Here is a 20,154-nt window from a genome sequence, read left to right as displayed (position 1 = left end):
TGGCCTTCGATACGCTCTACGCCGAAGGCCAGCGACGCTACGTGGAGTCGCTCTCTACCTATGCCCGGCAGTTCCTGTCGATGATGGAGAAACCCGACGTCGACCATATCGAGGGACTCTCGCCGGCGATCTCCATCGAGCAGAAGTCCACCTCTCACAACCCGCGCTCCACGGTGGGCACCATCACCGAGATCTACGACTACCTGCGCCTGCTGTTCGCCCGTGCCGGCACCCCGCGCTGCCCGGAGCACGGCGAGGACCTCGAGGCCCAGACCATCTCGCAGATGGTCGACCAGGTGCTGGCCCTCCCCGAGGGCAGCAAGTTGATGCTGCTCGCCCCCGTGGTCAAGGGGCGCAAGGGCGAGCACCTGCAGCTGCTCGCCGAACTCCGCGCCCAGGGCTTCGTGCGCGCCATGGTCGATGGCCAGGTGCTGGAGCTCGATGATATCGCCCCCCTGGACAAGAACCGCAAGCACGACATCAGTGTGGTGGTCGACCGCATCAAGGTGCGCGAGGGCCTGGCCCAGCGCCTGGCGGAATCCTTCGAGACCGCCCTGAACCTGGCCGACGGCGTCGCCGTGATCCATTTCATGGACGGCGAGCAGGAGGACATCAACTTCTCGGCGCGCTTCGCCTGCCCGGTGTGCGGCTACTCCATCGCCGAGCTCGAGCCGCGCATGTTCTCCTTCAACAACCCGGCCGGCGCCTGCCCCACCTGCGACGGCCTGGGCGTGCAGCAGTTCTTCGACCCGGACAAGCTGATCAGCCACCCCGAGCTGTCCCTGGCCGAGGGCGTGATCAAGGGCTGGGATCGCCGCAGCGTCTACTACTTCAACCAGCTGCAGGCGGTGGCCGAGCACTATCGCTTCACCCTGGAGACCCCCTGGCAGGAACTCGCCCGCCACGAGCGCGAGATCATCCTCCACGGCAGCGGCAGCGACGACATCGCCTTCCACTACGTCAACGACCGCGGCCGCAAGGTGACCCGCGAGCACCCCTTCGAGGGGGTGCTGCCCAACATGCAGCGCCGCTACCGCGAGACCGAGTCGAGCATGGTGCGCGAGGAGCTGGTCCGCTATATCGCCACCCAGGCCTGCCCGACCTGCGAGGGCTCCCGGCTGCGCAAGGAGTCGCGGCACGTCTATATCGACGACCGCCCCCTGCCGGAGATCGTCCATTTGCCTATCGGCGAGGCCCTGCGCTACTTCAGGGCTCTCGAACTGCCCGGTCGCAAGGGTGAGATCGCGGTCAAGATCATCAACGAGATCCACGCCCGGCTCGAGTTCCTGGTCAACGTCGGGCTCGACTACCTCAACCTGGAGCGCAGCGCCGACACCCTCTCCGGCGGGGAGGCCCAGCGCATCCGCCTGGCCAGCCAGATCGGCGCCGGCCTGGTGGGGGTGATGTACATCCTCGACGAGCCCTCCATCGGCCTCCACCAGCGCGACAACGATCGCCTACTCAAGACCCTCGAACACCTGCGCGACCTGGGCAATACTGTGATCGTGGTCGAACACGACGAGGAGGCCATCCGCGCCGCCGACCACGTGCTCGACATCGGTCCCGGCGCCGGGGTCCACGGCGGCCGCATCGTCGCCCAGGGCACCCCCGAGCAGATCATGGCCACCCCGGCATCGCTGACCGGCCAGTACCTGGCCGGCACCCGCCGCATCGAGGTGCCACCCTGGCGCATCCCCGGCAACCCGGAGAAGGTGCTGCGCCTGGTCGGCGCCACCGGCAACAACCTCCAGGACGTCACCCTGACCCTGCCGCTCGGGCTCTTCATCTGCGTCACCGGGGTCTCCGGCTCCGGCAAGTCGACGCTGATCAACGGCACCCTGATGCCGATCGCCGCCCGCGAGCTCAACAAGGCCACCAGCCTGACGCCGGAGGCCCATGAGCGCATCGAGGGCCTGAATCAGCTCGACAAGGTGATCGACATCGACCAGAGCCCCATCGGTCGTACGCCACGCTCCAACCCCGCCACCTACACCGGTATCTTCACCCCGATCCGCGAGCTGTTCGCCGGCACCCAGGAGGCCCGCTCGCGGGGCTACAAGCCCGGCCGCTTCTCGTTCAACGTCAAGGGCGGGCGCTGCGAGGCGTGCCAGGGCGAGGGCATGATCAAGGTCGAGATGCACTTCCTGCCCGACATCTACGTGCCCTGCGACGTCTGCAAGGGCAAGCGCTACAACCGCGAGACCCTGGAGATCGCCTACAAGGGCAAGAGCATCCACGAGGTGCTGGAGATGACCGTGGAGGAGGCGCTGGAATTCTTCAGCCCGGTGCCGGCCATCGCCCGGCGCCTGCAGACGCTGATGGATGTGGGCCTGTCGTACATCCGCCTGGGCCAGAGCGCCACGACGCTGTCCGGCGGCGAGGCCCAGCGGGTCAAGCTGGCCCGCGAGCTGGCCAAGCGCGACACCGGCAAGACCCTCTATATCCTCGACGAGCCGACCACCGGGCTGCACTTCGAGGACATCCGCCAGCTGCTCACCGTGCTGCACCGGCTGCGCGACCACGGCAACACCATCGTGGTGATCGAGCACAACCTCGACGTGATCAAGACCGCCGACTGGCTCATCGACCTCGGCCCCGAGGGCGGCTCCGGCGGCGGACGGATCATCGCCGAGGGCACCCCGGAGCAGGTCGCCCGCCTGGAGGCCTCGCACACCGGGCGCTTCCTCAAGCCGCTGCTGGCGCGGGCCGAGCACCACCAGGCCGAGCCGGAGACCACTGCGTAGCTGCACGCGCCAAGATCAGCCGGCCTTGCCACGCGCGAAAAAAACCGGCCCCTTTCGGGAGCCGGTTTTTCTATTGCGCTGCCAGGCCGAAGCCCGCTGCCGGGGATCACTCCTCGGCGGCGACGTCCTCGTCCTCGACGATCGGGCGATCGACGAGCTCGACGAAGGCCATGGGCGCGTTGTCGCCGGTGCGGAAACCGCACTTGAGGATACGGACGTAACCGCCCGGACGCTCGACGTAACGCGGACCCAGCTCATTGAAGAGCTTGCCGACCGCTTCCTTCGAGCGGGTGCGGCTGAAGGCCAGACGACGGTTGGCGACGCTGTCCTGCTTGGCCAGGGTGATCAGCGGCTCGATGACGCGACGCAGCTCCTTGGCCTTGGGCAGGGTTGTCTTGATCACTTCGTGCTCGATCAGCGACACGCTCATGTTCTTGAACATGGCCTGGCGATGCGAGCTCGTGCGATTCAGGTGACGACCACTCTTACGATGACGCATGGTTGTGATTCCTTACCAAACTGGGACTCGAGTCGACGCTCACGCGGAGGCCTTGTCGTCCTTCAGGCTTGCCGGCGGCCAGTTCTCCAGCCGCATGCCAAGGGACAGACCACGGGCTGCCAGAACGTCCTTGATCTCGTTCAGGGACTTCTTGCCGAGGTTCGGGGTCTTCAACAGCTCCACCTCGGTGCGCTGGATCAGATCGCCGATGTAGTAGATATTCTCGGCCTTCAGGCAGTTGGCACTGCGGACGGTCAACTCGAGATCGTCTACGGGGCGCAGCAGGATCGGATCGATGTGATCCTCTTCCTCCTCCACTTCCTGTTCCTTGTCGGCTTCCAGGTCGACGAACGCGGCCAGCTGCTCCTGCAGGATGGTCGCGCTGCGACGGATCGCCTCTTCCGGATCCAGGGTGCCGTCGGTCTCCAGGCTGATGATCAGCTTGTCGAGGTCGGTGCGCTGTTCGACACGCGCGGCCTCGACCGAGTAGGAAACCCGGCGCACGGGGCTGAAGGTCGCATCCAGCTGCAGGCGACCGATGGCACGAGACTCGTCGTCGGCACCGAGGCGTGCATCCGCCGGCTCATAGCCGCGGCCGCGCGCCACCTTGAGCTGCATCTTCAGCTCGGCGCCTTCGTTGACGTGGGCGATGACGTGCTCGGGGTTGACGATCTCGACGTCATGGTCGAGGGCGATGTCACCCGCGGTCACCACGGCCGGGCCCTGCTTGTTCAGCGAGAGCACCGCCTCGTCGCGGCTGTGCATCTTGATCGCCACGTCCTTGAGGTTCAGGAGGATCTCGATGACATCTTCCTGGACGCCCTCGATCGCGCTGTACTCGTGATCGACACCGGCGATCTCGGCCTCCACCACGGCACAGCCGGGCATGGACGAGAGCAGGATGCGACGCAGTGCATTGCCCAGGGTGTGGCCGAAACCACGCTCGAAGGGCTCGAGCACGATCTTCGCGTGATGTGCGCTGATTTCTTCGACCTTGATGTCGCGAGGACGGAGAAACTCTGTCACTGAACGCTGCATATGAACACCTTTCAGGCTGCCAAACGGATACTCGGTACTCGTCACCGGGCCCGCACCGCGGGCCCGGCATCACCCGGAGGCGATTACTTCGAGTACAGCTCGACGATCAGGTTTTCGTTGATGTCGGCAGTCAGGTCACCGCGTTCAGGCAGAGCCTTGAAAGTGCCTTCCATCTTCTTGGCATCGATTTCGATCCAGGCGACATCGCCGCGGTTGGCGGAGATCGCCAGGGCGTTCTGGATACGCGCCTGGTTCTTCGCCTTCTCGCGCACGGACACCACGTCACCGGGCTTGACCTGGTAGGAGGCCACGTTGACGGTCTTGCCGTTGACGGCGATCGCCTTGTGGCTGACCAGCTGACGCGCCTCGGAGCGGGTCGAGCCGAAGCCCATGCGGTAGACGACGTTGTCCAGTCGGGATTCGAGAAGCTGCAGCAACACCTCGCCGGTCGCGCCCTTGAGACGGGCCGCTTCCTTGTAGTAGTTGCGGAACTGCTTCTCGAGCACGCCGTACATGCGGCGCACTTTCTGCTTCTCGCGAAGCTGCAAGCCGTAGTCGGAAAGACGCTGACGGCGCTGGCCGTGCACACCCGGAATCTGCTCGGATTTGCACTTCTTCTCGAAGGGAGTGACACCGCTCTTCAGGAAGAGGTCGGTCCCCTCACGACGAGACAGTTTGCACTTCGGTCCAATGTAACGAGCCATGAATCTGTCTCCTTATACGCGGCGTTTCTTCGGCGGACGGCAGCCATTGTGGGGAATGGGCGTCGCGTCGGTGATGCTCTGCACGCGGAAGCCGGCGGCATTGAGGGCGCGCACGGCGGATTCACGGCCAGGACCGGGGCCCTTGACCAGCACGTCGACGTTTTTCACACCATACTCGGCTGCAGCGGTCGCTGCACGTTCGCTTGCCACTTGAGCAGCGAACGGGGTGCTCTTGCGAGAACCACGAAAACCCGAACCACCGGCAGTCGCCCAGGAGAGAGCGTTGCCCTGGCGGTCTGTGATCGTCACGATCGTGTTGTTAAAAGAGGCGTGGATATGCGCTACGGCATCCACCACCTGCTTTTTAACCTTTTTACGGTTGCTACGCGGGTTAGCCATGTTGATGTTTCTTCCTGTCTTTACGCCAGAACGTGCGTGTTATTTGCGGATCGGCTTGCGCGGGCCCTTGCGGGTACGCGCATTGGTCTTGGTACGCTGACCACGCAGCGGAAGACCACGACGATGACGCAGACCACGGTAGCAACCCAGGTCCATGAGACGCTTGATATTCAGCGTGACATCACGGCGCAGGTCACCTTCAACGGTATACTTGCCGACTTCGGACCGCAGGCCATCCAGCTCTTCGCTGGACAGTTCCTGGATCTTGGTGGTCGGCGCGATGCCGGTCGCGGCACAGATCTCCTGAGCGCGAGTACGGCCAATCCCGAAGATATAGGTCAGCGAGATCGCCGCATGCTTGTTGTCCGGGATATTGACGCCTGCAATACGGGCCATCAGCTTACTCCGAAATTTGAGCGGCTTGCTCGATTGGTCATCTACAAAAGGCGCAACAGCATACCCCTTTCCCTACCAGAGGGCAAGGGGCATGCCGGCACCCGGTCTAGCACAGCCTTCAGGTTCAGCCCTGACGCTGCTTGTGCCGCGGCTCGCTGCAGATGACGCGCACGGCGCCATTGCGACGAATGATCTTGCAGTTACGGCACATTTTCTTCACGGAAGCTCGAACTTTCATCGTTCCATCTCCAAAGTTGGCTCGCGCCGCGAGCCGACACCTCAGCTCGCGGCGCGCCAAGTCGCCGGCGGCGCGCCTCAGCGCATCATGCCGCCGCTACCGTAGCCTTTCAGGTTGGACTTCTTCATCACCGACTCGTACTGGTGCGACATGAGGTGCGACTGCACCTGGGCCATGAAGTCCATGATCACCACCACCACGATCAACAGCGAGGTACCGCCGAAGAAGAACGGCACGTTCCACGCCACGATCAGGAACTGAGGCATCAGGGAAACCGCAGTGATGTACAAGGCACCGAACAGGGTCAGACGCGTCATGACCTTGTCGACGTAGCGAGCGGTCTGCTCGCCCGGGCGAATCCCCGGCAGGAAGGCCCCCGACTTCTTGAGGTTGTCGGCGACATCCTTGGGATTGAAGACCAGCGCTGTGTAAAAGAAGCAGAAGAATACCACCGCCGCGCCGAAAAGCAAGATATACAGCGGCTGCCCCGGGCCCAGGGCCTGGGACGCACGCTGCAGCCACTCCATGCCTTCGCCGGCCCCCACCCACTGCCCCAGCGAGGCCGGGAACAGCAGGATGCTCGAGGCGAAGATCGCCGGAATGACGCCCGCCATGTTCACCTTGAGCGGCAGGTAGCTGCTCTGGCCGGCATACATCTTGTTGCCGACCTGGCGACGCGGATAGTTCACCGTGATACGGCGCTGGCCGCGCTCGATGAACACCACGAAGGCCACGGTGGCGATACCCAGCACGGACAGGGCCAGCAGCGGCAGCACGTTCCAGGCGCCCTCGTTGCGGGCCAGTTCGAAGGCCTGGCCGACGGCGCCGGGCAGGCCGGCGACGATACCGGCGAAGATCAGCAGCGAGATGCCGTTGCCGATCCCCTTCTCGGTAATCTGCTCGCCCAGCCACATCAGGAACACCGCACCGGTCACGAAGCTCACGATGGCGGTGAAATAGAAGCTGAAGTCGGCCGTGTAGGCGATGCCCTGGCTGGCCAGGCCCACCGACATGCCGGTGGCCTGGACCAGCGCCAGGACCACGGTGCCGTAGCGGGTGTACTGGCTGATCTTGCGGCGGCCGGCCTCGCCCTCCTTCTTGAGTTGCTCGAGGTGGGGCGAGACCGCGGTCAGCAGCTGCATGATGATCGACGCCGAGATGTAGGGCATGATGCCCAGCGCCATGATGCTCATGCGCTCCAGGGCGCCACCCGAGAACATGTTGAACATGCCCAGGATGGTGCCCTGCTGCTCCCTGAACAAGGCAGCAAGCTGGTCAGGATTGATACCGGGAACGGGGATGTGGGCACCGATACGGTAGACCACGATGGCGAGGAGCACGAAGCGCAGACGCGCCCACAGTTCACTCAGACCGCTGCCCATCGCCGGCATTTTTCCTGACTTGGCCATTTAGTCCTCTACCTTGCCACCGGCGGCTTCGATCGCGGCACGGGCACCCTTGGTGACCTTGAGGCCGCGAACCGTGACCGCCTTGTTCAGTTCGCCGGAAAGGATCACCTTCGCGTGCAGCGTGGCGTCCTTGAGCACGTTGGCCTCCTTGAGGGTGGCCAGGGTGACCTCGTCCCCGGCGACCTTGCCCAGCTCGCCCAGGCGCACCTCTTCGGAAACCAGCGACTTCATCGAGGTGAAGCCGAACTTCGGCAGACGACGCTGCAGCGGCATCTGGCCGCCCTCGAAACCGGGCTTGACGCTGCCGCCACTGCGGGCCTTCTGGCCCTTGTGACCGCGACCGCCGGTCTTGCCCAGTCCGGAGCCGATGCCACGACCGACGCGCTTCTCGGCGTGCTTGGAACCCGGAGCCGGGCTCAGGCTATTGAGTTTCATGGATTACTCTCCCTCAACGCGCACAAGGTAGTTGACCTTGTGGATCATGCCGCGCACGGCGGGGGTGTCTTCCAGCTCGACCGAATGACCGATGCGGCGCAGCCCGAGGCCCTTCATGGTGGCCTTGTGCTTGGGCAGGACGCCGATGGTGCTGCGGGTCTGGGTCACCTTGAGTGTTGCTGCCATGGTATTCACCCCGTGATCGCTTCGACGGACAGACCGCGCTTGGCGGCGATGTCATCCGGCGACTGCATGGAGGCCAGACCGTTGACGGTCGCACGCACCACGTTCACCGGGTTGGTGGAGCCGTAGCACTTGGCCAGGACGTCGTGGACGCCGGCCAGCTCGAGCACGGAGCGCATGGCGCCGCCGGCGATGATCCCGGTACCCTCGGAGGCCGGCTGCATGTACACCTTGGAGGCACCGTGACGGGCCTTGACCGGGTACTGCAGGGTGCCACCGCTGAGGTTCACCTTGATCATGTTGCGACGCGCCTGGTCCATCGCCTTCTGGATCGCGACCGGCACTTCACGCGCCTTGCCGCGGCCGAAGCCGACACGACCCTTGCCATCGCCCACGACGGTCAGGGCGGTGAAACCGAAGATACGGCCACCCTTGACCACCTTGGCGACACGGTTGACCTGCACGAGCTTTTCCTGCAGATCGCCGCTTTGCTGTTCGTTCTTCGCCATCGTAAAAACCCTTTAGAATTCCAGGCCGCCTTCACGAGCGGCGTCGGCCAGGGCCTTCACACGACCGTGGTACTTGAAACCGGCACGATCGAAGGCCACCTGGGTGATGCCAGCCTGCTTGGCGCGTTCGGCAATCAGTGCGCCCACCTTGGCGGCGGCGTCGGCGTTGCCGGTCGCACCCTCACGCAGGGCCTTGTCCAGCGTGGAAGCGCTGGCCAGGACCTTGCCACCATCCGGCGAGATGATCTGCGCGTAGATGTGGCGGGGGGTACGGTTGACGCACAGGCGATACACGCCCAGCTCGCGGATCTTGGCGCGAGCGCGGCGGGCACGACGGAGACGAGATTCTTTCTTCGCGTTCATAACCCTGCCTTACTTCTTCTTGGCTTCTTTGCGACGCACCTGCTCGTCGGCGTACCGGACACCCTTGCCCTTGTAGGGCTCGGGCGGACGGAAGGCGCGGATTTCCGCAGCGACCTGACCGAGCCGCTGCTTGTCCGCGCTCTTCAGCACGATCACGGTGTTCTTGGGCGTTTCCGCCACGACACCGTCAGGCAGCGTGTAGTCGACCGGGTGCGAGAAGCCCAGTGTAAGATTGAGCGTCTGGCCCTTTGCCTGGGCACGATAACCGACGCCATTGATCTCGAGGGTCTTGGTGAAACCCTCGGAGACACCGGTGACCAGGTTCTGCACCAGGGCACGGGTGGTACCGACCATCGCCCAGCTCTTGGCGGTCTCGCTCGGGGCGAAGGTCAGCTGTCCGTCCTCCTGACCGATCGCCACATCGGCGTGAACGGTCATGGACAGGGTGCCCTGGCCGCCCTTGACGGTCAGCTGGTCGCCGTCGAGCTTGACGTCGACGCCGCTGGGCACTTTAACCGGATATTTGGCTACGCGGGACATTCCAAACTCCTAGAATACGGTGCAGATGACTTCGCCACCGACACCAGCCTTGCGAGCCGCACGATCGGTCATCACCCCGTTGGAGGTGGTGACGATCGCGATACCCAGGCCATCGGCGACCTTCGGAAGCGCGTCCTTGCCCTTGTAGGAGCGAAGGGACGGCTTGGAAACCCGCTGGATGTGCTCGATGACCGGCTTGCCCTCGAAATACTTGAGGGTCACGGTCAGCTCGGGCTTGGCACCTTCGGACACCGCGAAGTCGTTGATGTAACCCTCTTCCTTCAATACGCGGGCCACCTCGACCTTCTGCTTGGAGGACGGCATGGTGACCGTCTCCTTGGTGGCCATCTGCGCATTGCGGATACGGGTGAACATATCCGCCAGAGTGTCTTGCATGCTCATTTACGTTGCGCTCCTGATGATTCTACGTGGCGTTACCAGCTGGACTTCTTCAGCCCAGGGACGTCGCCACGCATGGCGGCTTCACGCAGCTTGTTGCGACCGAGGCCGAACTTGTTGTAGTAGCCGTGCGGACGGCCAGTGATACGGCAGCGGTTGCGCTGGCGCACCGGGCTGGAGTCACGCGGCAGCTGCTGCAGCTTCAGCGTTGCCTCGAAGCGCTCTTCATCGGAAGCGTTGACGTCCTGGATGACCGCCTTGAGCTCGGCGCGCTTGGCGGCGTACTTCGCCACCAGCTTGGTGCGCTTGAGCTCACGCTCTACCATGCTCTTCTTTGCCATGATCCCACCCTTATTTCTTGAACGGGAAGTTCAGCGCGCTCAGCAGCGCACGACCTTCTTCATCGGTGTTGGCGGTGGTGGTGATGGTGACATCCAGACCACGAATCCGATCGATCTTATCATACTCGATCTCCGGGAAGATGATCTGCTCACGCACCCCCATGGAGTAGTTGCCACGACCGTCGAAGGACTTCGGGTTGAGACCACGGAAGTCACGAACGCGGGGGATCGCGATATTCACCAGGCGATCGAGGAAGTCCCACATGCGCTGAGAGCGCAGGGTCACCTTGATCCCGATCGGCCAGCCTTCACGCACCTTGAAGCCCGCGATGGACTTGCGCGCCTTGGTCACCAACGGCTTCTGACCGGAGAGCTTCTCCAGGTCGCCGATGGCATTCTCGATCAGCTTCTTGTCGCTGGTCGCTTCGCCGATACCCATGTTCAGGGTCACCTTGGTGATCCGAGGTACCTGCATCACGTTGGCGTAGCTGAACTGCTCTTTGAGTTGAGCCACCACCTCGTTCTGATAACGTTCTTTCAAGTTCGCCATTTTGCTACCCGACTCGCGTTAGGCGTCGATCTGCGTCTGCGTCGACTTGTAGATACGTACCTTGGTACCGTCTTCCTTCACCTGGAAGCCGACGCGATCCGCTTTACCGGTCTCCTGATTGAAGATGGCAACATTGGACGCGTGAATCGGAGCCTCGCGCTCGACGATACCGCCCTGCTTACCCGCCATGGGGTTGGGCTTGGTGTGACGCTTGATCATGTTCACACCGGACACGACGAAGCGTTCGTCCTTGAGGACGCGCTTGACCGTGCCACGTTTGCCCTTGTCCTTGCCGGCGATGACGACCACTTCATCGTCACGTTTGATCTTTTGCATATCCGCCTCGCTCCTTACAGCACTTCGGGCGCCAGGGAAATGATCTTCATGAACTTCTCGTTCCGAAGCTCACGAGTTACCGGCCCGAAGATACGGGTACCGATCGGCTGTTCGTTGGTGTTGTTCAACAGAACCGCCGCATTTCCGTCGAAGCGGATGAGCGAACCGTCGGGACGACGGACGCCACTACGGGTGCGAACCACCACCGCCTTGAGGACCTGGCCTTTCTTGACCTTGCCACGCGGAATGGCTTCCTTCACCGTAACCTTGATGATGTCACCCACGCGAGCGTAGCGACGGTGTGAACCGCCGAGCACCTTGATGCACTGCACCCGGCGCGCTCCGCTGTTGTCGGCGACATCCAGCATTGTCTGAGTCTGAATCATCGGTTTTCTCCAAACCTAATCTGACTGCTCTCGCCGAGCTCAGCCCTTGGCCTGCTCGACCACCTCGACCAGCGCCCAGGCTTTCTTCTTGGACAGCGGACGGCACTCCTGAATGGAGACGGTGTCGCCGGCCTTCGCCTGGTTCGTCTCGTCATGGGCGTGCAGCTTGGTGGAGCGCTTGACGTATTTGCCATAGATCGGGTGACGCTCACGGCGCTCGATCATCACGACGATGGACTTGTCCATCTTGTCGCTCACCACCTTGCCGGTGAGCGTACGGGCTTTCTTCTCTTCGGCCATCTCAGTCACCTGCCTTCTCGTTGAGCACAGTCTTCACGCGGGCGATGTCCCGACGGACCTGCTTGAGCAGATGAGTCTGGCTCAGCTGGCCGGTGGCCTTCTGCATGCGCAGGTTGAACTGCTCGCGGAGGAGTTCGAAGAGCTGCTCCTGGAGCTGCTCGACTGACTTTTCACGAATTTCCTGGGCTTTCATCACATCACCGTCCGTTTCACAAAGGTGGTGGACAGGGGCATCTTCTGGGCGGCGAGAGAGAAGGCCTCACGGGCCAGCTCTTCGGACACACCCTCGATCTCGTACAGGACCCGACCCGGCTGGATCTGGGCGACCCAGTACTCGACGGAGCCCTTGCCCTTACCCATACGGACTTCGAGCGGCTTCTTGGAAATCGGCTTGTCGGGGAAGACGCGGATCCAGATCTTGCCACCACGCTTGACGTGACGGGTGATCGCACGACGGCCGGCTTCGATCTGGCGCGCCGTGATGCGGCCGCGACCGGTAGCCTTGAGGCCGTATTCCCCGAAGCTCACCTTGCTTCCGCGATGGGCCAGGCCACGGTTGCGGCCCTTCATCATCTTGCGGAATTTCATACGCTTGGGCTGTAACATCGACTCGCTCTCCCCTTACCTGGAACCTTTCTTCTTGGAGGGTGCGGCCTGCGGCTGTTTCGCCTTGGCGCGGACCTCCTCGATGCCCCCGAGGATTTCACCCTTGAAGACCCAGACCTTGACACCGATGATGCCGTAGGTGGTCTTGGCTTCGTAGGTGGCGTAGTCGATGTCCGCACGCAGGGTGTGCAGCGGAACACGACCTTCCCGGTACCACTCGGTGCGGGCGATTTCCGCACCGCCGAGGCGGCCGGAGAGCTGCACCTTGATGCCGCCGGCACCCAGACGCATGGCGTTCTGCACGGCACGCTTCATGGCGCGACGGAACATCACGCGACGCTCGAGCTGGCCGGCGATGTTCTGCGCGACGAGCTTGGCATCCAGCTCCGGCTTGCGGACCTCCTCGATGTTGACGTGCACGGGCACGCCCATCATCGCGGTGACCTCGCGACGCAGACGATCGACGTCCTCGCCCTTCTTGCCGATCACGATGCCCGGACGGGCAGTGTGGATGGTGATACGGGCGTTGTTGGCCGGACGCTCGATGTGAATGCGGCTCACGGATGCATTCTTCAGGCGCTCCTCGAGGAAGCGACGTACTTCGAGATCATTGTTCAGCTTGTCGGCGTAGGCACCGCGCTCGGCGTACCACACCGAGGTATGGTCCTTGACGATACCCAGCCGAATACCTGTCGGATGTACTTTCTGACCCATCTGGTCGACTCCTACTTCTCGGCTACCTTGACGGTGATGTGGCAGGTGCGCTTCAAGATACGATCCGCACGGCCCTTGGCGCGCGGCTTGATACGCTTGAGCGTCATGCCCTCATCGACGCAGATGGTCGAGACACGCAGCTCGTCGATATCCATGCCGTTGTTTTCTTCCGCATTCGCAATGGCGGACTGCAGCACTTTCTTGACCAGCTTGGCAGCCTTCTTCGGTGAGAAGGTCAGCAGGTCCAGCGCTTCGGCGACCGGCTTACCGCGCACCTGGTCAGCCACCAAACGGGCCTTCTGGGCGGATAAACGAGCGCCACGCAGCTTAGCTGTGACTTCCATCTCTCAATCCTCTCTGGCTTACCGTTTGGCTTTCTTGTCCGCCGCGTGACCGCGATAGGTGCGGGTGGCAGCGAATTCGCCCAGCTTGTGGCCAACCATTTCCTCGGAGACGTGCACCGGGACATGCTGGCGACCGTTATGGACTGCAATGGTGAGCCCGACCATGTTGGGCAGGATCATGGAACGACGCGACCAGGTCTTGATCGGTTTGCGGTCGTTCTTCTCCACTGCAGCCTCAACCTTCTTCAGCAGATGAAGGTCAATGAAGGGACCTTTCTTCAGTGAACGTGGCACAGCCGTTACCTCTTAATGTCTTGGCGTAAGTTCTCAGTTCCGTGCCTTGCGGCGACGGACGATCAGCTTGTCGGTGCGCTTGTTCTTGCGGGTCTTGTGGCCCTTGGTAGGGACACCCCACGGAGTCACCGGGTGACGACCACCGCTGGTGCGGCCTTCGCCGCCGCCATGCGGGTGATCCACCGGGTTCATGGCCACGCCGCGAACGGTCGGGCGCACACCTCTCCAGCGCTTTGCACCGGCCTTGCCAAGCTGACGCAGGCTGTGCTCGGAGTTGCTCACTTCACCCAGGGTCGCACGGCACTCGGCCAGCACCTTGCGCATCTCGCCGGAGCGCAGACGCAGGGTGGCGTAGTTGCCTTCACGGGCGACCAGCTGGGCGCTGGTGCCGGCGCTGCGGGCAAGCTGGGCGCCCTTGCCGGGCTTGAGCTCGATGCAGTGCACGGTGGAACCCAGCGGGATGTTACGCAGCGGCAGGGCGTTGCCCTTCTTGATCGCCGCGTTGACGCCGGACTCGAGACGGTCGCCGGCGCTCACGCCCTTGGGGGCGATGATGTAGCGGCGCTCGCCGTCGAGATACTTGAGCAGCGCGATGTGGGCGCTGCGGTTCGGATCGTACTCGAGACGCTCGACGACGGCGGGAACGCCATCCTTGGTGCGCTTGAAGTCGATGATCCGGTAGTGCTGACGGTGACCACCGCCCACGTGACGGGTGGTGATGCGACCGTTGTTGTTACGCCCACCGGAGCGTGACTGCTTCTCGAGCAGCGGCGCATAGGGCCGGCCCTTGTGCAGCTCCTCGCCGACGATCTTGACGACGTGGCGACGACCGGCGGATGTGGGTTTAGTCTTGACGATTGCCATGATCCGTACTCCTGCCCTTATTCGGCGCCAGAGAAGTCTTCAAGGGTTTCGCCGGCGGCCAGTGTCACGTAGGCCTTGCGATACCCCTGGCGATGACCCAGACCCTGCGCGGTGCGCTTGGTCTTGCCCTTCACGTTCAGCACCTGAACGCGGTCGACCTTCTTGCCGAACAGGGCCTGCACGGCCTTCTTGATCTCGGGCTTGGTCGCGTCGCTGGCTACCTTGAACACGTACTGGTTGCGTTCGGCAGCCATGGCGGCCTTCTCGGTCACGTGCGGACCAAGCAGAACCTTGAATACACGCTCCTGGTTCATGCCAGCTTCTCCTCGAATTTACGCAGGGCGGAGACGGTGACCAGCACCTTGTCGAAGGCGACCAGGCTCACCGGGTCGGCGGCGGCCACGTCCACCACATCCACGTTGGGGATGTTGCGGGCGGCGAGGTAGAGCTTCTCGTCGACTTCCTCGGTGACGATCAGCACCTTCTCCAGGCCCAGCTCGGCCAACTTGGCGACCAGCTGCTTGGTCTTGGGCGCCTCGACGGTGATCTCGTCGACGGCGACCAGACGCTCCTGACGCACCAGCTCGGAGAGGATCGAACGCATCGCCGCGCGGTACATCTTGCGGTTGACCTTCTGGGAGTGGTCCTGCGGGCGGGCCGCGAAGGTCACGCCACCGCTGCGCCACAGGGGCGAACGGATGGTACCGGCACGGGCACGACCGGTGCCCTTCTGACGCCACGGCTTCTTGCCGCCGCCACGCACGTCGGAACGGTTCTTCTGAGCGCGGGTCCCCTGGCGACCACCGGCCAGATAGGCGGTGACGACCTGGTGCACCAGCGCTTCGTTGAATTCTTTGCCAAAGGTGGCGTCGGACACTTCGACGGTACCGGCGCCTGCAGCAAGATTCAGATTCATCGGTTATATCCCCTTCAGCCAGCTTTCACGGCACGGCGCACGACGACGTCACTACCGGTGGCACCGGGAACGGCACCCTTGACCAGCAGCAGGTTACGCTCGGCATCGACGCGGACGACTTCGAGGCTCTGGACGGTGCAACGCACGTTGCCCATCTGGCCGGCCATCTTCTTGCCCTTGAACACGCGGCCCGGAGTCTGGCACATGCCGATGGAGCCCGGCGCGCGATGCGACAGGGAGTTGCCGTGGGTATTGTCCTGGGTGCGGAAGTTCCAGCGCTTGACGGCGCCCTGGAAGCCCTTGCCCTTGGAGGTGCCGGTCACGTCGATGATCTGACCAGCTTCGAAGAGGGATACGGTGAGTTCGCCGCCCACTTCCGGAGCCTCGTCGCCTGCTGCCAGGCGGAACTCCATCAGTGAACGACCGGCCTCGACACCTGCCTTGGCGAACAGCCCGGCCTGGGCTTTCGACAGATGCTTGGCCTTGCGGGAGCCGGTTGTCACCTGAACCGCGGCGTAGCCGTCGCTCTCGACGGACTTCACGCGGGTCACGCGGTTGGGCTCAACCTCGATCACGGTCACGGGCACGGATGCGCCATCCTCGGTGAAGACGCGGGTCATCCCGGCCTTCCTACCGACCAAACCGATAGTCATTCTCAGTCTCCTTTAGTGTACGGGGCTATCACCCGCTATGGCTGCCCTTTCCAGAGCATTCCACTAGCACGTTGTATGACGCCATCCCGGCGTGGCGGCTGCTGCTCATGCCGACCTTTCGGGTCGCACGAGCGCTGGGCCGCGAGTGTCTAGTGTGGTCTTAGTCGAGCTTGATCTGCACGTCCACGCCGGCGGCGAGGTCGAGCTTCATCAGGGCGTCAACGGTCTTTTCCGTGGGCTCGACGATGTCGAGTACACGCTTGTGGGTGCGAATCTCGTACTGGTCGCGCGCGTCCTTGTTGACGTGCGGCGAGATCAGCACGGTGTAACGCTCGCGATTGGTCGGCAAGGGAATCGGACCACGAACCTGGGCGCCGGTACGCTTGGCGGTCTCAACGATCTCCGCAGCGGACTGGTCGATCAGGCGATGGTCGAAAGCCTTCAACCGAATGCGAATCTTCTGGTTCTGCATTTGCCCTAAACTCCAATGGATCTCGACGGCGCGAGCCGTCCACCCACGCATTCAAAGGATGCGCATTATAGGCACGCCGCGGACGAGTGTCAATCACTCGCCGCGGTGCGCAGAAAGGGGGCTCCTCGCGGAGCCCCCTTCGATCGATCCAGCAGTCCGGGGACTTACTGAACGATCTTGGCCACGACGCCGGCGCCGACGGTACGACCGCCTTCACGGATGGCGAAACGCAGACCTTCGTCCATGGCGATCGGGGCGATCAGGGTGACGACCATCTTGACGTTGTCGCCCGGCATGACCATCTCGACGCCTTCCGGCAGCTCACAGGTACCGGTGATATCGGTGGTACGGAAGTAGAACTGCGGACGGTAGCCCTTGAAGAACGGGGTATGACGACCACCCTCTTCCTTGGACAGCACATAGACTTCGGCTTCGAAGACGGTGTGCGGGGTGATGGTGCCCGGCTTGGCCAGGACCTGACCACGCTCGACATCGTCACGCTTGGTGCCGCGCAGCAGGGCGCCGACGTTCTCGCCCGCACGACCTTCGTCGAGCAGCTTGCGGAACATCTCGACACCGGTGACGGTGGTCTTGGTGGTGTCACGGATACCGACGATCTCGATCTCTTCGCCGGCCTTGACGATGCCGCGCTCGATACGACCGGTGACCACGGTGCCACGACCGGAGATGGAGAAGACGTCCTCGATCGGCATCAGGAACGGCTGATCGATGGCGCGCTCCGGCTCCGGGATGTAGTCGTCCAGGGCCTTGATCAGGTTGGCAACGGCGGTGGTGCCCATGCCGTTGTCGTCCTTGCCTTCCAGGGCCATCAGGGCGGAACCGGTGATGATCGGGGTGTCGTCACCCGGGAAGTCGTACTCGGACAGCAGTTCACGGACTTCCATCTCGACCAGCTCGAGCAGCTCTTCGTCGTCGACCATGTCGGCCTTGTTCAGGAACACGACGATGTACGGCACGCCGACCTGACGCGAGAGCAGGATGTGCTCGCGGGTCTGCGGCATGGGGCCGTCGGCGGCGGACACCACCAGGATGGCGCCATCCATCTGGGCCGCACCGGTGATCATGTTCTTGACGTAGTCGGCGTGCCCCGGGCAGTCGACGTGCGCGTAGTGGCGCTCCTCGGACTGGTACTCGACGTGAGAGGTGGCGATGGTGATACCACGCTCACGCTCCTCCGGAGCGTTGTCGATGGTGTCGAACTCACGCCAGTCGCCGCCGAACACCTCGGCGGAGACGCGGGTCAGGGCCGCCGTCAGCGTGGTCTTGCCGTGGTCGACGTGACCGATGGTGCCGACGTTGACGTGCGGTTTGGAACGTTCGAATTTTTCCTTAGCCACTGCTTTAACCCCTTTACGTTAGCTAACGGTTAACCGTTTTGGTTGATGACGGCTTCAACGACGCTGGACGGCGCCTCTTCGTAATCCGCAAACTCCATGACGTAGCTTGCGCGGCCCTGGGTCTGAGAACGCAGATCGGTCGCGTAACCGAACATCTCAGCCAACGGAACCCGGGCGCGGATGATCTTGCCGGAAGACGAGTCATCCATGCCCTGCACCAGACCGCGACGGCGGTTCAGGTCGCCCATGACATCACCCATGAAGTCCTCGGGAGTCACGACCTCGACCTTCATCACCGGCTCCAGCAGCACGGCCCTGGCCTTCTTGGCACCTTCTTTGATCGCCATGGAAGAGGCGACCTTGAACGCGGTCTCGTTGGAGTCCACGTCGTGGTAGGAGCCATCGTACAGCGTAACCTTGACGTCGATCATCGGGTAGCCCGCGATGACACCGTTCTGCAGCTGCTCGTAGGCCCCTTTCTCGACGGCTGGCACGTATTCCTTGGGAACCACACCGCCGACGATCTCGGAGGCGAATTTGAAGTGCATCTCTTCGTCTTCGCCCTTGTCTGCCGCAGTCAGCGGCTCGATGCGCAACCAGACATGGCCGTACTGACCGCGACCGCCGGACTGACGCACGAACTTGCCTTCCTGCTCGACCGTGCCGCGAATGGTCTCGCGATAGGCGACCTGCGGCTTGCCGATGTTGGCCTCGACCTTGAACTCGCGGCGCATGCGGTCGACGATGATGTCGAGGTGCAGCTCGCCCATCCCGGAGATGATGGTCTGGCCGGTCTCCTCGTCGGTCTTGACGCGGAACGAGGGGTCCTCCTGGGCCAGCTTGCCCAGCGCCACGCCCATCTTCTCCTGGTCGGCCTTGGACTTCGGCTCCACCGCCACCGAGATCACCGGATCCGGGAACTCCATGCGCTCGAGAACGATCTTGTCGTTCAGGTCGCACAGGGTGTCACCGGTGGTGACGTCCTTGAGACCGATGCAGGCGGCGATGTCGCCGGCCAGCACTTCCTTGATCTCTTCGCGGGAGTTGGCGTGCATCTGCACGATACGCCCCACGCGCTCCTTCTTCTGCTTGACCGAGTTGTAGACGCTGTCACCGGACTTCAGCACCCCGGAGTAGACGCGAATGAAGGTCAGGGTGCCGACGAAGGGGTCGGTGGCGATCTTGAACGCCAGCGCGGCGAAGGGCGCACTGTCGTCCGCCTCGCGGGTGGCGATGGTGCCATCCTTGTCGTCGAGCTCACCCTCGATGGCCTTGACCTCGGTGGGTGACGGCATGTACTCGATGACGCCATCGAGCACCGCCTGCACACCCTTGTTCTTGAACGCCGAGCCACAAGTGACCAGCACGATCTCGTTGTCCAGGGTGCGACGACGCAGGCCCGCCTTGATCTCTTCGATGGTCAGCTCACCACCCTCGAGATACTTGTCCATCAGCTCTTCGGAGGCCTCGGCGGCCGCCTCGATCATCTCTTCGCGGTACTTCTCGGCCGTCTCCTGAAGCTCGGCGGGAATATCGACGAGCTCATAGCTCATGCCGAGACTATCCTCGTCCCACAGAATGGCCTTCATGGCGATCAGGTCGATGACGCCCTTGAAGTCTTCCTCGGTGCCCCAGTTGATCTGGATCGGCACGGCATTGGCACCGAGACGATCCTTGAGCTGGTCGACCACCATGAAGAAGTCGGCGCCGGTGCGGTCCATCTTGTTGACGAACACCATGCGCGGGACTTCGTACTTGTTGGCCTGACGCCACACGGTCTCGGTCTGGGGCTGGACGCCGGACGAGCCGCACAGCACCACGACGGCACCGTCGAGCACGCGCAGCGAACGCTCGACCTCGATGGTGAAGTCGACGTGCCCCGGGGTATCGATGATGTTGATGCGGTGCTCATCGAACTGCTTGTTCATGCCCTGCCAGAAGCAGGTGGTCGCGGCGGAGGTGATGGTGATGCCACGCTCCTGCTCCTGCTCCATCCAGTCCATGGTGGCGGCACCATCATGAACCTCACCGACCTTGTGCGACAGGCCGGTGTAGAACAGGACACGCTCGGTCGTGGTGGTCTTGCCGGCGTCGACGTGTGCAACGATACCGATATTGCGGTAACGATTTAGCGGAGTCTTGCGAGCCACGTTGGAACTCCCCG

Annotated in this window: 31 protein-coding genes; 1 reads left to right on the top strand and 30 read right to left on the bottom strand. The window is 63.1% G+C overall.

What is annotated here, in order from left to right; all coding sequences use genetic code 11:
* The coding region (gene uvrA, locus QLQ85_RS01625) for an excinuclease ABC subunit UvrA (RefSeq protein ID WP_282737400.1) at positions 1-2,744 on the top strand (2,744 nt) is incomplete at its 5' end.
* A gap of 106 nt (positions 2,745-2,850) precedes the next feature.
* Here uvrA and rplQ read toward each other — a convergent pair.
* The 30 genes from rplQ to fusA all read right to left on the bottom strand — a co-directional run bounded on the left by rplQ (position 2,851) and on the right by fusA (position 20,140).
* Positions 2,851-3,243 carry a 50S ribosomal protein L17 gene (gene rplQ, locus QLQ85_RS01620; RefSeq protein WP_282737399.1) on the bottom strand — a complete coding sequence of 131 codons (393 nt, stop codon included), beginning with the start codon at positions 3,241-3,243 and terminating at the stop codon, positions 2,851-2,853.
* Positions 3,244-3,282: 39 nt separating this feature from the next.
* Entirely contained in the window at positions 3,283-4,281 is a 999-nt protein-coding gene (locus QLQ85_RS01615) for a DNA-directed RNA polymerase subunit alpha (protein ID WP_102626740.1), read from the bottom strand.
* 83 nt (positions 4,282-4,364) lie between these two features.
* Entirely contained in the window at positions 4,365-4,985 is a 621-nt protein-coding gene (gene rpsD, locus QLQ85_RS01610) for a 30S ribosomal protein S4 (RefSeq protein WP_282720202.1), read from the bottom strand.
* A 12-nt stretch (positions 4,986-4,997) separates the two neighbouring features.
* Positions 4,998-5,384 (bottom strand): 30S ribosomal protein S11, encoded by a 387-nt coding sequence (rpsK, locus tag QLQ85_RS01605; protein ID WP_009723883.1) that lies wholly within the window; start codon positions 5,382-5,384, stop codon positions 4,998-5,000.
* A 39-nt stretch (positions 5,385-5,423) separates the two neighbouring features.
* Positions 5,424-5,780 carry a 30S ribosomal protein S13 gene (gene rpsM, locus QLQ85_RS01600; protein WP_282720203.1) on the bottom strand — a complete coding sequence of 119 codons (357 nt, stop codon included), beginning with the start codon at positions 5,778-5,780 and terminating at the stop codon, positions 5,424-5,426.
* A gap of 124 nt (positions 5,781-5,904) precedes the next feature.
* Positions 5,905-6,018, bottom strand: a complete 114-nt coding sequence (gene rpmJ, locus QLQ85_RS01595; protein ID WP_008959154.1) for a 50S ribosomal protein L36 — start codon at positions 6,016-6,018, stop codon at positions 5,905-5,907.
* Positions 6,019-6,095: 77 nt separating this feature from the next.
* Entirely contained in the window at positions 6,096-7,427 is a 1,332-nt protein-coding gene (gene secY, locus QLQ85_RS01590; RefSeq protein ID WP_102626743.1) for a preprotein translocase subunit SecY, read from the bottom strand.
* On the bottom strand, positions 7,428-7,862 hold the full coding sequence (gene rplO, locus QLQ85_RS01585) for a 50S ribosomal protein L15 (RefSeq protein ID WP_282720204.1): 435 nt from the start codon (positions 7,860-7,862) through the stop codon (positions 7,428-7,430). It lies immediately after the preceding gene.
* Positions 7,863-7,865: 3 nt separating this feature from the next.
* Positions 7,866-8,048 carry a 50S ribosomal protein L30 gene (rpmD, locus tag QLQ85_RS01580; protein WP_102626776.1) on the bottom strand — a complete coding sequence of 61 codons (183 nt, stop codon included), beginning with the start codon at positions 8,046-8,048 and terminating at the stop codon, positions 7,866-7,868.
* A gap of 5 nt (positions 8,049-8,053) precedes the next feature.
* Positions 8,054-8,554 (bottom strand): 30S ribosomal protein S5, encoded by a 501-nt coding sequence (gene rpsE / locus QLQ85_RS01575; protein WP_102626745.1) that lies wholly within the window; start codon positions 8,552-8,554, stop codon positions 8,054-8,056.
* A 12-nt stretch (positions 8,555-8,566) separates the two neighbouring features.
* The gene (gene rplR / locus QLQ85_RS01570; protein ID WP_102626746.1) at positions 8,567-8,917 is read right to left on the bottom strand and encodes a 50S ribosomal protein L18; all 351 of its coding nucleotides are present in this window, start codon (positions 8,915-8,917) and stop codon (positions 8,567-8,569) included.
* A gap of 9 nt (positions 8,918-8,926) precedes the next feature.
* Positions 8,927-9,457, bottom strand: coding sequence for a 50S ribosomal protein L6 (rplF, locus tag QLQ85_RS01565; RefSeq protein WP_102626747.1), 531 nt, complete (start codon positions 9,455-9,457; stop codon positions 8,927-8,929).
* A 9-nt stretch (positions 9,458-9,466) separates the two neighbouring features.
* Positions 9,467-9,859: a 30S ribosomal protein S8 gene (gene rpsH / locus QLQ85_RS01560; RefSeq protein ID WP_102626748.1), complete on the bottom strand. Its 393-nt coding sequence runs from the start codon at positions 9,857-9,859 to the stop codon at positions 9,467-9,469.
* 32 nt (positions 9,860-9,891) lie between these two features.
* Positions 9,892-10,197: a 30S ribosomal protein S14 gene (rpsN, locus tag QLQ85_RS01555; RefSeq protein ID WP_102626749.1), complete on the bottom strand. Its 306-nt coding sequence runs from the start codon at positions 10,195-10,197 to the stop codon at positions 9,892-9,894.
* Positions 10,198-10,207: 10 nt separating this feature from the next.
* Positions 10,208-10,747 carry a 50S ribosomal protein L5 gene (rplE, locus tag QLQ85_RS01550; protein WP_282720205.1) on the bottom strand — a complete coding sequence of 180 codons (540 nt, stop codon included), beginning with the start codon at positions 10,745-10,747 and terminating at the stop codon, positions 10,208-10,210.
* Positions 10,748-10,765: 18 nt separating this feature from the next.
* Positions 10,766-11,083: a 50S ribosomal protein L24 gene (rplX, locus tag QLQ85_RS01545; RefSeq protein ID WP_102626751.1), complete on the bottom strand. Its 318-nt coding sequence runs from the start codon at positions 11,081-11,083 to the stop codon at positions 10,766-10,768.
* Positions 11,084-11,097: 14 nt separating this feature from the next.
* On the bottom strand, positions 11,098-11,469 hold the full coding sequence (gene rplN, locus QLQ85_RS01540) for a 50S ribosomal protein L14 (protein ID WP_008959163.1): 372 nt from the start codon (positions 11,467-11,469) through the stop codon (positions 11,098-11,100).
* A gap of 39 nt (positions 11,470-11,508) precedes the next feature.
* The gene (gene rpsQ, locus QLQ85_RS01535; protein WP_282737398.1) at positions 11,509-11,769 is read right to left on the bottom strand and encodes a 30S ribosomal protein S17; all 261 of its coding nucleotides are present in this window, start codon (positions 11,767-11,769) and stop codon (positions 11,509-11,511) included.
* Between the two features lies 1 nt (position 11,770).
* A complete protein-coding gene (rpmC, locus tag QLQ85_RS01530) occupies positions 11,771-11,962 on the bottom strand; it encodes a 50S ribosomal protein L29 (protein WP_010626474.1) in 192 nt (63 codons plus the stop codon).
* Positions 11,962-12,375, bottom strand: a complete 414-nt coding sequence (rplP, locus tag QLQ85_RS01525) for a 50S ribosomal protein L16 (RefSeq protein ID WP_282720208.1) — start codon at positions 12,373-12,375, stop codon at positions 11,962-11,964. Before rplP ends, rpmC begins: the two co-directional genes overlap by 1 nt.
* Positions 12,376-12,390: 15 nt before the next feature.
* Positions 12,391-13,089: a 30S ribosomal protein S3 gene (rpsC, locus tag QLQ85_RS01520; protein WP_102626753.1), complete on the bottom strand. Its 699-nt coding sequence runs from the start codon at positions 13,087-13,089 to the stop codon at positions 12,391-12,393.
* A gap of 11 nt (positions 13,090-13,100) precedes the next feature.
* Positions 13,101-13,433 (bottom strand): 50S ribosomal protein L22, encoded by a 333-nt coding sequence (gene rplV, locus QLQ85_RS01515; RefSeq protein WP_010626471.1) that lies wholly within the window; start codon positions 13,431-13,433, stop codon positions 13,101-13,103.
* A gap of 18 nt (positions 13,434-13,451) precedes the next feature.
* Entirely contained in the window at positions 13,452-13,727 is a 276-nt protein-coding gene (gene rpsS, locus QLQ85_RS01510) for a 30S ribosomal protein S19 (protein WP_009098993.1), read from the bottom strand.
* 33 nt (positions 13,728-13,760) lie between these two features.
* On the bottom strand, positions 13,761-14,591 hold the full coding sequence (rplB, locus tag QLQ85_RS01505) for a 50S ribosomal protein L2 (protein WP_282720209.1): 831 nt from the start codon (positions 14,589-14,591) through the stop codon (positions 13,761-13,763).
* A 17-nt stretch (positions 14,592-14,608) separates the two neighbouring features.
* On the bottom strand, positions 14,609-14,905 hold the full coding sequence (gene rplW, locus QLQ85_RS01500; RefSeq protein ID WP_102626755.1) for a 50S ribosomal protein L23: 297 nt from the start codon (positions 14,903-14,905) through the stop codon (positions 14,609-14,611).
* A complete protein-coding gene (rplD, locus tag QLQ85_RS01495; RefSeq protein WP_102626756.1) occupies positions 14,902-15,507 on the bottom strand; it encodes a 50S ribosomal protein L4 in 606 nt (201 codons plus the stop codon). Before rplD ends, rplW begins: the two co-directional genes overlap by 4 nt.
* Positions 15,508-15,521: 14 nt before the next feature.
* Positions 15,522-16,160: a 50S ribosomal protein L3 gene (rplC, locus tag QLQ85_RS01490; protein ID WP_102626757.1), complete on the bottom strand. Its 639-nt coding sequence runs from the start codon at positions 16,158-16,160 to the stop codon at positions 15,522-15,524.
* A gap of 160 nt (positions 16,161-16,320) precedes the next feature.
* On the bottom strand, positions 16,321-16,632 hold the full coding sequence (gene rpsJ / locus QLQ85_RS01485; RefSeq protein ID WP_021819602.1) for a 30S ribosomal protein S10: 312 nt from the start codon (positions 16,630-16,632) through the stop codon (positions 16,321-16,323).
* A 164-nt stretch (positions 16,633-16,796) separates the two neighbouring features.
* Positions 16,797-17,990, bottom strand: a complete 1,194-nt coding sequence (gene tuf / locus QLQ85_RS01480; protein ID WP_282737397.1) for an elongation factor Tu — start codon at positions 17,988-17,990, stop codon at positions 16,797-16,799.
* A 29-nt stretch (positions 17,991-18,019) separates the two neighbouring features.
* On the bottom strand, positions 18,020-20,140 hold the full coding sequence (gene fusA, locus QLQ85_RS01475; protein WP_282737396.1) for an elongation factor G: 2,121 nt from the start codon (positions 20,138-20,140) through the stop codon (positions 18,020-18,022).
* Between the last annotated feature and the right edge of the window lie 14 nt (positions 20,141-20,154).

This window comes from Halomonas kalidii (assembly GCF_030010475.1).
Lineage (GTDB): Bacteria > Pseudomonadota > Gammaproteobacteria > Pseudomonadales > Halomonadaceae > Halomonas > Halomonas heilongjiangensis.
The sequence above is the reverse complement of the archived record's forward strand: the minus strand, read 5'-3'. Positions and strand labels throughout refer to the sequence as shown.